The sequence below is a fragment of the Ruegeria sp. BHSB056 genome (assembly GCF_059613305.1).
In genome coordinates this window covers 1-12,820 of sequence record NZ_JBXWSG010000100.1, presented here as the reverse complement: position 1 = coordinate 12,820, position 12,820 = coordinate 1, and the positions used below count along the sequence as shown (strand labels likewise).

14 protein-coding genes are annotated in these 12,820 nt (G+C 57.4%); 7 read left to right on the top strand and 7 right to left on the bottom strand.

Annotated features, from left to right (window positions below; genetic code table 11):
* Positions 1–909: MmgE/PrpD family protein (locus tag AC2FND_RS17635; protein WP_496771117.1), on the top strand; the 909-nt coding region annotated here is incomplete at its 5' end.
* On the opposite strand, the gene pyrC is transcribed toward AC2FND_RS17635, so the two are convergent.
* A complete protein-coding gene (gene pyrC, locus AC2FND_RS17630) occupies positions 906–1,943 on the bottom strand; it encodes a dihydroorotase (protein ID WP_496771116.1) in 1,038 nt (345 codons plus the stop codon). The two genes, AC2FND_RS17635 and pyrC, sit on opposite strands and share 4 nt — an antisense overlap.
* Positions 1,944–2,106: 163 nt before the next feature.
* Here pyrC and AC2FND_RS17625 point away from each other — a divergent pair, with 163 nt between their 5' ends.
* Both AC2FND_RS17625 and AC2FND_RS17620 read left to right on the top strand, forming a co-directional pair.
* A complete protein-coding gene (locus AC2FND_RS17625; protein WP_496771115.1) occupies positions 2,107–3,015 on the top strand; it encodes an AAA family ATPase in 909 nt (302 codons plus the stop codon).
* A gap of 58 nt (positions 3,016–3,073) precedes the next feature.
* Positions 3,074–4,333: a vWA domain-containing protein gene (locus AC2FND_RS17620; protein ID WP_496771114.1), complete on the top strand. Its 1,260-nt coding sequence runs from the start codon at positions 3,074–3,076 to the stop codon at positions 4,331–4,333.
* A 4-nt stretch (positions 4,334–4,337) separates the two neighbouring features.
* Here AC2FND_RS17620 and AC2FND_RS17615 read toward each other — a convergent pair whose 3' ends face one another.
* A complete protein-coding gene (locus tag AC2FND_RS17615) occupies positions 4,338–4,844 on the bottom strand; it encodes a hypothetical protein (RefSeq protein WP_209596080.1) in 507 nt (168 codons plus the stop codon).
* Positions 4,845–5,068: 224 nt separating this feature from the next.
* Here AC2FND_RS17615 and AC2FND_RS17610 point away from each other — a divergent pair, with 224 nt between their 5' ends.
* Positions 5,069–6,037 carry an XdhC family protein gene (locus AC2FND_RS17610; RefSeq protein WP_496771113.1) on the top strand — a complete coding sequence of 323 codons (969 nt, stop codon included), beginning with the start codon at positions 5,069–5,071 and terminating at the stop codon, positions 6,035–6,037.
* The gene (locus AC2FND_RS17605; protein ID WP_496771112.1) at positions 6,034–7,035 is read left to right on the top strand and encodes a molybdopterin-binding protein; all 1,002 of its coding nucleotides are present in this window, start codon (positions 6,034–6,036) and stop codon (positions 7,033–7,035) included. Before AC2FND_RS17610 ends, AC2FND_RS17605 begins: the two co-directional genes overlap by 4 nt.
* A gap of 64 nt (positions 7,036–7,099) precedes the next feature.
* Here AC2FND_RS17605 and AC2FND_RS17600 read toward each other — a convergent pair whose 3' ends face one another.
* Positions 7,100–8,014 carry a MurR/RpiR family transcriptional regulator gene (locus AC2FND_RS17600; RefSeq protein WP_496771111.1) on the bottom strand — a complete coding sequence of 305 codons (915 nt, stop codon included), beginning with the start codon at positions 8,012–8,014 and terminating at the stop codon, positions 7,100–7,102.
* Positions 8,015–8,085: 71 nt separating this feature from the next.
* On the opposite strand from AC2FND_RS17600, the gene AC2FND_RS17595 reads away from it, so the two are divergent.
* Together AC2FND_RS17595 and AC2FND_RS17590 are read left to right on the top strand one after the other, a co-directional pair.
* The gene (locus AC2FND_RS17595) at positions 8,086–8,859 is read left to right on the top strand and encodes a beta-keto acid cleavage family enzyme (protein WP_496771110.1); all 774 of its coding nucleotides are present in this window, start codon (positions 8,086–8,088) and stop codon (positions 8,857–8,859) included.
* Positions 8,856–10,172, top strand: coding sequence for an aspartate aminotransferase family protein (locus AC2FND_RS17590; protein WP_496771109.1), 1,317 nt, complete (start codon positions 8,856–8,858; stop codon positions 10,170–10,172). Before AC2FND_RS17595 ends, AC2FND_RS17590 begins: the two co-directional genes overlap by 4 nt.
* A gap of 67 nt (positions 10,173–10,239) precedes the next feature.
* Here AC2FND_RS17590 and infC read toward each other — a convergent pair whose 3' ends face one another.
* The 4 genes from infC to AC2FND_RS17570 all read right to left on the bottom strand — a co-directional run.
* Positions 10,240–10,701 (bottom strand): translation initiation factor IF-3, encoded by a 462-nt coding sequence (gene infC / locus AC2FND_RS17585; protein WP_480505816.1) that lies wholly within the window; start codon positions 10,699–10,701, stop codon positions 10,240–10,242.
* Between the two features lie 245 nt (positions 10,702–10,946).
* A complete protein-coding gene (locus AC2FND_RS17580; RefSeq protein ID WP_209504075.1) occupies positions 10,947–11,780 on the bottom strand; it encodes a ferredoxin--NADP reductase in 834 nt (277 codons plus the stop codon).
* A 107-nt stretch (positions 11,781–11,887) separates the two neighbouring features.
* A complete protein-coding gene (locus AC2FND_RS17575) occupies positions 11,888–12,295 on the bottom strand; it encodes a DUF934 domain-containing protein (protein WP_496771108.1) in 408 nt (135 codons plus the stop codon).
* The coding region (locus tag AC2FND_RS17570) for a phosphoadenylyl-sulfate reductase (RefSeq protein WP_496771107.1) at positions 12,292–12,820 on the bottom strand (529 nt) is incomplete at its 5' end. The genes AC2FND_RS17570 and AC2FND_RS17575, both read right to left, overlap by 4 nt.

Sequence of the window (12,820 nt, the reverse complement as noted above, 5' to 3'; positions counted from 1 at the left end):
ATGGAAACCTCAATCCGAATTGGCTTGTGGCTTGGACGCGGCCACTATCAGGCAGGGTTTCATCAGACGGCAACATCCGGTGCCTTCGGGGCGGCAGTTGCTGTTGGCCGTTTGCTGGGGTTTAACGCAAACAAGATGCGAATGGTTCTGGGTCTGACGGCAACGCGTGCGGCGGGGCTGAAGGCGCAGTTCGGAACCATGGGCAAGCCGTATAACGCCGGACTTGCCGCTTCGGCAGGGGTCGAGACAGCCTTGCTGGTGCAGCGCGGTTTTCAGGCCAACGCCGACGCGCTGGAAGGTCCTTTTGGGTTTGGCGCAACGCATCAAGGCGCGGCAGACCAAACTGCTCTGGATGGGTTGGGCGATGAATGGCTGTTTGAAACGGTCAGCCACAAGTTTCACGCCTGTTGCCACGGTCTTCACGCCGCGTTGGAAGCCGCGCGGGAGTTGGACATAGCAGAACCCGAGGTCGCCGAGATCCGGATAAAAACGCATCCGCGCTGGATGAGTGTGTGCAATCAGCTGTCACCGACAACCGGACTGGGGGCCAAGTTTTCCTATCGGACAGTGATCGCGATGCAGGCGCTGGGATATGATACGGCTTTGCCAGTCAGTTTCACTGACAGGGTCTGCCTTGACCCGCGTGTTACGTCTTTGCGCGACCGCATCACGGTCGAGGCAGATGACAGCCTGTCAGAAACGCAGGCGCGTCTGTCCCTGCTGCGTCGCGATGGTATTCGCCGTGAAGCAACGCATGATCTGCTGAACCCAATATCGCTGTCTGACCGCGAGGATCGCGTGCGCGACAAAGCGACCAAGCTGATCGGCGCGGATGAGGCGGACACGATCTGGTCGATGCTGCGCACCGGGGGACGTGCTCGCGATTTGGCCGAACAAGTGGCGGGTTAAGCCACGCGCCAGTGCAACGGAAAGCCCGGGTCAAACACAGTGACCGGTCCATCGCCTGTGTCAATCTTTGAGGGATACGAAACGGGCTCACCCTTGGTCAGGGTGATCATCTCCTGGTTCACGGGCAAGCGATAGAAACCTGGCCCGTTGAGCGACACAAATCCTTCCAGCTTGTCCAAAGCACCTTCCCGGTCAAACATCTCGGCGACCAAAGACATAGTGTTGGTCGCTGTGAAACAACCGGCACAGCCACAAGCCATTTCCTTGTTTGCATCCGTGTGCGGGGCGCTGTCTGTACCCAGAAAAAACCGCGCATCGCCCGATGTTGCAGCGGATAGCAGGGTCAGACGGTGTTCTTCGCGCTTGGCAACGGGAAGGCAGTAGTAATGCGGTTTGATGCCACCAACTAAGATGTGGTTGCGGTTGATAATCAGGTGATGCGCCGTGATCGTTGCACCCAGATCAATCGCGTTGGCTTTGACATAATCCACACCATTGGACGTGGTGATATGTTCCATCACCACACGCAAGCCCGGTGTCGATCTGCGGATCGGATCAAGAACACGGTCGATGAACACGGCTTCGCGGTCAAATATATCGATCTCGGGATCCGTCACCTCGCCATGTACGCACATGGGCAAGCCGATTTCGGCCATCTTCTCAAGCACCGGGCGCACTTTGTCGAAATCGCGCACACCCGAGGCAGAGTTGGTCGTAGCCCCGGCAGGATACAGCTTGACGGCTTTGATCACACCGCTGGCATGGGCCGCTGCGACATCTGCGGCATCTGTATTTTCGGTCAGATACAGGGTCATCAGCGGCTCGAACGTCATACCGTCGGGAAGGGCCGCCAGAATGCGGTCTCGATAGGCGACAGCTTGGTCGCCACGCACAACCGGCGGCACTAGGTTCGGCATAATGATCGCACGGGCGAAATGGCGCGCGGTTTCGGGCAGGACGGCCTGTAGCATCGCGCCATCGCGCAGATGCAGGTGCCAGTCGTCGGGGCGGCGGAGCGTAAGGGTGTCGGTCATGGCCTTCCGCTAGCATAGCTGTTGCGAAAGACCAACTGCGTCCGCGCAAGCCGCAAAGAAAATCTTGTCAACCGACCTGAACGTCGTAGCTCTGAGCAAGGTTGAGGCCTTGACGGCCAGACGGTTGCATGACCTGTTTATCCCTAAAGCAGAAAGGGGTTTCATGACACAGCCAGTTTCCATCGATGCCGTGCAGCAGATGCTGGGTCGTCAGGGCTATGTCTGTGGTCGCGCCCTTGCGACGGTTGTGTTCCTGTCGCTGAAGCTTGGACGCCCGTTGTTTCTGGAAGGCGAGGCAGGGGTGGGAAAGACCGAGATCGCCAAGGCTCTGGCATCCGGGTTGAACCGGCGCCTGATCCGTCTGCAATGCTACGAAGGTCTGGATGCGTCTTCTGCCGTTTACGAATGGAACTTTCCGGCGCAGATGGTCGCGATCCGAACGGCCGAGGCCGCAGGTGGGGCCGACAGGGGCGCGTTGCAGGCGGAACTGTTTTCGGATGAATACCTGATCGAACGCCCCTTGTTGCAGGCAATGCGCCCGGACGAAAATGGAGCGCCGGTTCTTCTGATCGACGAACTGGACCGGACCGATGAACCGTTCGAAGCCTTTCTACTGGAAGCACTGAGTGATTTTCAGGTCACGATTCCTGAACTGGGCACTGTTGCAGCACCCGAACCACCGATTGTAATTGTCACGTCGAACCGGACCCGCGAAGTGCACGATGCCCTCAAGCGTCGCTGCCTGTATCACTGGGTTGATTATCCCGATTTCGAACGTGAGATCGAAATTCTGCATGCGCGCGCGCCTGAAGCTGCGGAAGGGCTTAGTCGCGAGGTTGTAGCCTTCGTTCAACGTTTGCGCACCGAGGATTTGTTCAAGAAACCCGGTGTGGCCGAGACCATCGACTGGGCGAAATGCCTGTTGGCGCTGGATGTGTTGAACCTCAGCCCCGAGGTGATCGGCGACACGCTGGGTGCGATCCTAAAATATCAGGACGACATTCAAAAACTTCAGGGGTCCGAGGCCAAACGCATCCTCGACGAGGCCAAGGCCACGCTCGAACCGGTCTGATGTTTCATCTTTTTCCAAATACTCCAGGGGTATGGGGGCAGAGCCCCCATAGCGTCTGATGGCCGAACATCTAGCGCTGGATATCCCGGACAACCCAAAGCTGGCGCACAACATCACCCATTTTGCCCGCGCACTCAGAAAGGCAGGGTTGCCGATCGGACCCGGTCGCGTGATCGACGCTATTCGTGCCGTGCAAGCGGCAGGTTTTTCCGAGAAACAGGATTTCTACTGGACCTTACACGCCTGTTTCGTGAACCGCCCGGAACACCGCGTGGTTTTTGCGCAAGTCTTCCGAATGTACTGGCGAGACCCGCGTTACATGGAACACATGATGGCGATGATGCTTCCTGCCATTCGGGGCGTTCAGGAAGAGCGCAAGGCCGACGCCGGTGAAAAGCGCGCGGCTGAGGCGTTGCTGGACGGGGTTGAGCGTGATTTGCCGGACGCTGCCGGGCAAGAGGAAGGCGAAACCGAGATCGAAATCGACGCAACCCAAACCGCTTCGTCCGAAGAGCGGCTGCGCAATCTGGACTTCGAGCAGATGAGCACCGCCGAAATCGCGCAGGCCAAGCGCGTTTTGGCGCGGATGACACTGCCAGTAAAGCCAATTGAATCACGCCGCGGGCAGACCAGTCATCTGGGGCACCGCATCGACCGTGCCCGCACCTTGCGCGCGGCCATGCGGCAAGGGGGTGAGTTGCGCGACATAGCGAGGCTACAACCCAAACCACGCTGGCCAAATCTTGTCGCGCTTTGCGATATTTCCGGCTCGATGAGCCAGTACAGTCGGATCATCTTGCATTTCCTGCACACGGTATCGAACGCCAAGGGTGCTGGTTGGGCCAAGGTCCATGCATTCACATTCGGCACACGCCTGACCAACATAACGCGCCACCTGCACCAACGGGATGTAGACGCGGCACTTGCCGCCGCAGGGGCCGAGGCGCAGGATTGGGAGGGCGGCACTCGCATCGGAGAGTGTCTGCATCAATTCAATCGGGACTGGTCACGCCGGGTGATGGGGCAAGGGGCGGTCGTTCTGCTGATCACCGACGGGCTCGAGCGGGGTGATCCCGAGCTCCTCAGGAAAGAGATCGAGCGTCTGCACCTTTCCTCAAAACGCCTGATCTGGCTGAATCCCTTGTTGCGTTGGGACGGGTTCGCACCCAGGGCGCAAGGCGTTGCCGCGATGCTGCCGCATGTTGACAGTTTTCGCGCAGGGCATTCGATTGCCTCACTCGAAGACTTGGCCACAGCGATTTCACAACCCGACGACCAGGGGCAGAAAGCACGGCTGATGGCCGCGCTTTCCGACTAGCAGCTTACGACAGCTGCTCTTCGTTGCACTTGCGGGCCATCTCCATGGCTTTGTAAGTGCCTGTCAGATCGACCGTGAAGGCATAGGATGTCTCGGGGAAAACGATCATGACCTTTTTCTTGGCCAGATCATCCGCGAACTGAGGGCTGTCCGACAGGACATATCCACCGGAATAGCCTTTGGTGATGTTACCTTTCATGCCGGTCGCTTCACCCAGATAGATGTTGTCGCCCAGCAGGATGGCGACTTCTTGCGTCTCGCCACGTTTGATATCGGTTTCAGCCTTGGTGAACACGCCGACATATCCGACACCGCGATCTTCGGTCAGGCCCATCTGAACGACGTTTTCCGCATCATCGACGGCCTCGATCAGGCAGGATTTCTTTTCATTGTCGATGAAGACTTTCCAGCCTTCAACCTCTCCATAGCGTTGGAATGTGTCAGCCCACGCTGCGGTTGAAGTCAAAAGACCAACTGCCGCGCCCAGTGCAAGAAATCGTTTCAACTGCATGTCTCCGATCTTTGAATTTTTTGGTATGCAAGCCAGACCCGATGCCGGTTGCCTGTACAGGCTAGAACTCGGGTCACAAACAATCAATGCTATGATTTGTTGAATATCTTTCAGGCCGTGGCGTTGCCTTATGGGGTTCAATATAGACCTTTTGGTAAGCTTGGTGCGCTTTTCATCCCGCAAATCCCGCTTATGTTGGTGTCATAGGTCATCCGGAGGTTCCGATGGAGCGATTCGACAACAGTCCTGAAACGGCGCTTGACTGGCACCGCAGCGGGCGCGGCGCGGCGCTCGCTACAGTTGTCGAAACCTGGGGCAGTGCGCCGCGGCGGGTGGGATCCCAATTGGTGATTGGTGGCGATGGTCGGATCGAAGGTTCCGTTTCTGGCGGATGTGTCGAGGGTGCTGTTATCGTCGAGGCGCTTGAAGCCATTGACGAAGGCGAAGCGCGTTTGCTTGAATTCGGGGTCAGTGACGACGATGCCTTTGCGGTTGGTTTGGCCTGTGGGGGGACCATACGCATTCTTGTCGAACCCATAGGAAAAGTCCTGTCCGAACCTATGTTGGCGGAACTGGTTGCCGCTCGGGCCGCTCGTGCGCCCATTGCCTACGAAGTCAATGTCGAGACCGGGCGCAGGGCGTTGCGCCGCAATGCTTATGCCGACAGGCTGCGCATGGATCGGTCAGGGTTCGAAGAAGATGGCCAGACCTTTGTCGCAGTGCACAACCCGCCGCTTAGGTTGCTGGTCGTTGGGGCGGTTCACATTGCGCAGGCTCTGGTGCCGATGGCGCGGATTGCGGGCTACGATCCAACCATCATCGATCCACGTGACGCCTTCGCGTCCAGTGCGCGTTTTCCCGGCGAAACGATCCTGACGGATTGGCCGGATGAAGCCGTTGCGAAGCTGGGTTTGGACGCGCGGACCGCGATTGTTTTGCTGACACATGACCCAAAACTTGATGATCCGGCGCTACAAGCCGCATTGGACGCCGATGTGTTCTATATTGGTGCATTAGGGTCAACACGCACCCACGCCAAGCGCATTGAGCGTATGAAAGCGGCCGGTTTCACCGATGCGCAAATCTCCGGCATTCATGGGCCCATTGGCCTGGATATCGGGGCAGCCGGTCCCTCGGAAATCGCGGTTGCGATACTGGCGCAGATCACTGCAGTTCTTCGAGGGAAAGCATGAAATTTGGGCCTGTACCGGTGTCCCGGGCAGAGGGGGCCATTCTGGCGCATTCGGTTAAAGCGGATGGGCGAAAGCTTCGCAAAGGGCTCGAATTGCGCTCGGAACATGTGGCGCAACTGGAAAAGGCTGGTCTAAACGAGGTCATTGTTGCCCGGCTGGATACAGGTGATTGCCATGAAGATCAGGCGGCGCGCAAGCTGGCGTCTGCGTTGGCACCTGATCCAGCTTCAGCCAACTTGCGGGTAACCGAGGCATTTACCGGGCGGGTAAACCTTTTGGCCGACGGGCCTGGGGTTGCCGTGCTTGATGTTCGTGCACTTGAATTGTTCAATCTGGTCAATCCGATGATTACCGTTGCGACCGTTCCGCAATACCAGCAAATGGGGGCGAACGGCATGGTGGCGACCATCAAGGTCATCTCATACGCTGTGCCCGAGGCTGATGTTCGGCGCGCCGCCGGGCTGGCACAAGGGGCTGTGCGTTTGGCGCGGCCTGTTCATCGGACAGCCGGGCTTGTTGTCACGGATATTCCCGGTGGCCCACCGAACGAGAAGGGGATTGCGGCCATTCGGGGACGGGTCGAGGCATTGGGAATGGAGCTTGCGCAGGCGCAGATTGTTCCGCATCGAACAGATTCCTTGACCAGCGCGATTTCTAAGGGGAAGGGCGATCTTCTGATGATATTGACGGGATCGGCCACCTCGGATCCGAACGATGTCGCACCGTCGGCCGTTCGGCAGGCCGGTGGGACGATTGATCGCTTTGGTATGCCGGTTGATCCGGGAAACCTGCTGTTTCTGGGGGACTTGCAGGGCCGACCTGTGATCGGCTTGCCGGGATGCGCCCGCTCTCCGGCGTTGAATGGGGCGGATTGGGTGCTGTCGCGTGTTGCATGCGGGATTGAAACAACAGGTGCAGATATTGCCGGAATGGGTGTTGGCGGATTGCTGAAGGAAATCCCGACCAGACCTCAGCCGCGAGCGAAACGAAACGACTGACCGCCGCCAAGGTTCGTGATATGGCATATCACACCGCGCTTGCGGCCAATTTATTACTGATATTCTAGGGTTTTCTCATCCTTGGCAACACGCCGGGTCGCCAATACGCGCCGGTGTCCTCCCGCGCTTTCTGAAACTGTTCGACCCTATCCCGGGCAGCTTCGCCCCCTGCATCAAAGAGATGACCAAGCAGGCATTCCAGAACCGCCATCGCGCCAGAAAAGCTTGAAAACGGATGTAATGTGCGGGTGCTGACGCTCAGAACCACATCCGGATTTACGCCGGGGGCAATCACCTCGCTATCCGACAGCAACACAATCTTCATGGCTCGGTCGCGGGCAAAGCGCATCGACTGGATCGTATCTGCGGAATAGGGATGGACCGTGACGGCAAATAAACAATCCTCGGACGTGGCCTCGACTAGGTCGTCGATGGCCGAGCCCATGTGCCGAGGTATCAGCTGTAATCCGGGATGGGCCATGCGGCCGGCGTAGTGAAAATAATAGGCCAGCGCATGGCTGGCCCTTGTGGCGGTCACATAACAGCGACGTGCAGACACCATGTACTCAACGGCACGCTTGGCCAAATTCGGCTCCATCAGACGCAGAGAGCGGGACACAACATTCATCTCATTGCGCGCGAATCTGGCCTGTGCGCCGTGGAAAAGGTCTTGGCCGGGTGATGTGGTTAGCCACTCTTGACCTATCCTGTCTTCGCTGTCTGTTGTGAGGGCAAGGCGAAATGGGTGGCGGAAGGCGTCAAAACTGTCGAAACCCATACGCTGCGCCAGTCGAACAAGAACACTGGTGCTGATGCCGATCCGGTCAGCGGTCACCCGGACCGGGTTCAGGCCGAAATCACCGGGATGGTCGATGATATATTTCGCCGCGACTTGCATGTGCGCAGGCATCTCGTCGATCTCGCGTCGAATTTGGCTGGTCAAGGCTGTAAGGGTGGGTGCCATAGCAAAAAGAAACATATGTTTTCTTTTGTGTAAATTGAAAACGTCATCCGGAGACTCTAACTGAAGGCAAAGACTTGGGTGGTGCTATGACATCAAAAACAACTGACAGCTTGGACAGGCCCTACATTCTGGTTGCGCCAAACGGTGCCCGGCGGAACGCGTTGGATCATCCCGCCTTGCCGCTCAGGATTGACCAGATCGTTATATCTGCACGGGATTGCCATGCCGCAGGTGCGGATGGGTTGCATCTGCATATTCGGGATTCTGACGGACGGCATTCACTGGACGCCGGATTGTACCTGGAAACGCTCTCGGAATTGCAGCGAGAGGTTCCAAAAATGGAGCTACAGATCACGACCGAAGCCGTTGGGCGGTTTGACGTAGCATCGCAACTGGACTGTTTGCAAAAGGTGCGACCTGAATGGGCCTCAATCTCGGTGCGTGAAATCGCCCGCGACCTGAACCTTGCGCCCAGGGTCTATGCACAATGCGCGGATCAGAGCACGCGGGTTCAGCATATTCTGTATGACGCTGACGATGCACACTTACTGGACCAGTGGCTCGCTTTGGGCATCGTACAGGCGGATCAGACAGATCGTTTGCTTGTTCTGGGGCGATACAGCGAGTGCCAACAATCTATGCCATCCGATCTCGACGCCTTTCCAAAATGCCAGGCTCGTTGGATGGTGTGCGCCTTTGGAGCGCAAGAACATGCCTGTCTGGCCGAGGCTGCGCGACGCGGTGGTGACGTGCGGGTTGGTTTTGAAAACAGTCTGACGGGGGCCGATGGCAGACCGTGGGCAGATAACGCGGCTTCGGTCGCAGCATTAGTTGAATTGCTTGGAAGGGCACAGAAATGAGTCATGTTTTCCCACGTCACACGAAATCGGACCTCCCTGTCGCGATCGGTGGCGATGGCTGTTATCTAATTGATGCAGAGGGCAAGCGTTACCTGGATTGCGGTGATGCGGCGGTGTCTTGTCTGGGCCATTCGAATCAGGCCGTGATCCAAGCGGTACAGCAACAGGTGGAACAGATCGCTTTTGCACATACCGGGTTCATGACATCGGAACCGGCCGAGGCTTTGGCTGAATTGTTGATCCGGCACGCGCCGGGGGATCTGGACCGGGTGTATTTTGTTTCGGGCGGGTCCGAGGCGACCGAAGCGGCAATCAAACTGGCGCGCCAGTACTTTCTAGAAATCGGACAACCTGAACGCCGTCACGTTATCGCGCGAAAGCAAAGCTATCACGGCAACACTTTAGGGGCTTTGTCCGCTGGGGGTAACGCATGGAGACGGGCGCAATTCGCCCCGATGCTGATCGAGATGACCCATATCTCAGCCTGCTACGAATATGCCGAAAAATCGGAAGACGAGAGCAGCTTTGACTATGGCCAGCGTGTGGCGAATGAGCTGGAATCTGAAATCCTGCGGCTGGGTCCCGATACGGTCATGGCATTTATGGCCGAACCAGTGGTTGGGGCCACCCTTGGTGCGGTCCCGGCGGTTGAAGGGTACTTCAAGCGTATTCGCGAAATCTGCGACCACTATGGTGTGTTGCTGATTTTGGATGAGGTGATGTGCGGTATGGGCCGAACCGGTCACATGTTTGCCTGCGATCATGACGGCATCGCGCCAGATATTCTGTGTATTGCCAAGGGGTTGGGGGCCGGATATCAACCAATCGGAGCTATGCTGTGCACCAGCAAAATCTATGACGCTATCCGGGACGGATCAGGGTTTTTCCAGCATGGGCATACCTATGTCGGTCATCCGGTCGCCACAGCCGCCGCATTGGCGGTAGTCCGTGAGTTGACCGAACGGGAATTACCAGCGCGTGCCGGGGTCATGGGCAACAAGCTGCAATCCGCCCTCGAGGCTGCATTCGGACAGCACCCGAACGTGGGAGATATCCGTGGGCGCGGGTTGTTCTGTGGTGTTGAACTGGTCGCTGACCGTGACTCCAAGGCACCCTTTGATCCATCACGTGGCATCGCAGGAAAGGTGAAAAAGGCAGCGCTGGCCGAAGGGTTGATTTGCTATCCTATGGCTGGCACGCGGGATGGCCGGAATGGCGATCATGTCCTGCTGGCGCCGCCCTTTATCATCGAGGACGCCCATATTGAGGAGCTAGTACAAAAACTTGGTCGCGCACTGGCTGTTGCTATCTAGCACCGTGAGAACAAAAAAGGCTCTCGCTAAGTCAGCGAGAGCCCTTAGTCTTTCAACTGGTTTTCGATTACTTATGCGGAAGCGGGCCGATCATCATGACCATCTGACGGCCTTCCATCTTCGGCATGTTTTCTATCTTGCCGACCTCTTTGATGTCTTCAGCCACACGTTCCAGCAACTCGCGACCCAGGTTTTGGTGTGCCATTTCACGGCCACGAAAGCGCAGGGTGACTTTGACCTTGTCGCCCTTTTCCAGAAACTTAAAGACGTTCTTCATTTTGACGTCATAGTCATGCGTGTCGGTGTTTGGCCGGAACTTGACCTCTTTTACCTCGATGATCTTTTGCTTCTTGCGGGCTTCGGCTTCGCGTTTTTGCGTTTCGTATTTGAATTTGCCGAAATCCATGATCTTGCAGACCGGCGGGTTTGCGTTAGGCGAGATTTCGACCAGATCAAGACCTGCATCTGCGGCCATCTGCATGGCTTTGGCGGGATGAACCACCCCGACGTTTTCACCTTCGGCGCCAATCAGGCGAATTTCGGGGGCACGGATCTTATCATTGACGCGCGGGCCGGTGTCTCTTTGTGGCGGCGCGTTGTGAGGTCTGCGAGCTATGGGTTCATTCCTTTGATGATTGCAGAATTTCGAGCCCGGAATTTAAACCGGGCAGGGCCGCACTTCAAGCGGCATAAATACAGGGTAATGCGAAAAAACTTGTTTTCTGCCGGTGTTTTTCGCGTTCAGGGCGGCCAAGTCCTGAACGCAAGCCCACTTTAACCGACAAAGGCTTTTTCGATAACAAACTCCTTGGGTTCCGAGTTGGCACCTTCGCGCAATCCAAACCCTTCTAGGATTTCCTTGATATCCAAGTTGAAAGCCAGCGAACCGCAGACCATTGCACGATCGGTTTCAGGCTTGATGCCGCCGTCAATACCCAGGTCGGAAAACACGGTGCCGTCCTGAAGCAAGGTAGTGATGCGGCCCATCTTGGGGCTCTCTTCCCGTGTGGTAGTCGGGTAATAGCGGATCTTGTCGGCAAATCCTTCACCGATCAGTTCGGCCAACAGTTCGTCCTGACGGATGCTGTCGATCAGTTGACGGCCATATTCCAGCTCTGCCACTTCGCGACAGGTGTGGGTGATGATGACCTCATCATAATCCTCATAGGTCTGCGGTTCACGCAGCAGCGAGGCAAAGGGCGCAAAGCCGGTGCCGGTCGCAAAGAACCACAGGCGTTTGCCGGGCAGCAGGGCGTCATGCACCAAGGTGCCAACCGGTTTTGGACGCAGGATGATCTGGTCACCCGGTTTGATATGTTGCAATTTTGAGGTCAGCGGGCCGTTCTGAACCTTGATCGAATAAAACTCCAGCTCTTCATCCCACGAGGGCGAGGCGATGGAATAGGCGCGCAGCAACGGCTTGCCGTTGTCGCCCAGAAGACCAATCATCACAAACTCGCCCGAGCGGAAACGCAGCGAGGCCGGGCGCGACACCTTGAAAGAAAACAGGCTGTCGGTCCAGTGTTTGACATCGGTTACAGTTTGCGCGTCCGGCAGGACGGGGACTTTTACGGCGGTTGCTTCGCTCACGGGCTTCATCTCTGTCATCGTTTACCTGCCGGTCTGCTAAACCGACATCTCCGTTTAATCTTTGATCCAAGTCAGGAAAAGGGGACAGATTGCCCCCTTTGCGTCACAGGCTGGCAATCGCGGGATCAGCCGCGCAGGCGAGCCTGATAGTTATTCTCTTTCCAGTTCGCGCGGGCCAGCCACTGATTCTCGGGTTGGCGGTCTGCCAGTTCTCCGTCGATCTCGACCTCGTCAAAGCCGCTGCGGCGCGCCATGGCGTATTGATCGGCAAGCACATGCCCTTTGGCGCGCAGCCGACCTTTGTAGCCCTTCAGGCGCAATGTGCGAGCGATGGTAAATCCGCGACCATCTGCGAAAGACGGGAAGTCCACCCGAACCAGCCTGGTGCCGCCCAACCGGTCATACAGTTCGTCTGGGTCAGTCTCGGAACTGACGTCCAGCGCGACCACGTCATTGGCGGCATCATCCAGAGTGACAAAGCCGTCGGTCCAGTCATCGGGCGAAAAGCCCTGATCCGTTACGATTACGTTCATGTTTTCTCTCCGACGCGCATCATCTTGCCATCGACAAAATGGATGCCGCATTCTTCCTTGTTCTGGTCGCGCCAGCGTCCGGCGCGGGGGTCTTCGCCCTCTTTGACCGGCGAGGTGCAGGGCGCACAGCCGATCGAAGGGTATCCTTTGGCCACCAGCGGGTGCCGGGGCAGGTTGTTTTCTTCCATATAGGCGCGCACATCCTCGGGTGCCCAATGGGCCAGCGGGTTGACCTTGATCCGGCCTGTTCCGTCCTCGACCTCGAAGAATTCCAGAGTGGCGCGCGTGCCTGCCTGAAACCGCTTGCGTCCGGTTATCCAGCCATCGAACCCCACCAGTGCTTTTTGCAGCGGGAACGTCTTGCGCAGGTTGCAGCACGCGTCCGTGTCGCGCAGGCGCAACGCGCCGTATGGGTCTTCGCGCTCAACTTCTGCATCCTCGGCCCGGATGATGCGAATGTTGGTAAGCCCCAGACGCTCGCTCACCTCCTGCTGGTACTCCAGCGTTTCGGTGAACAGCATCTGC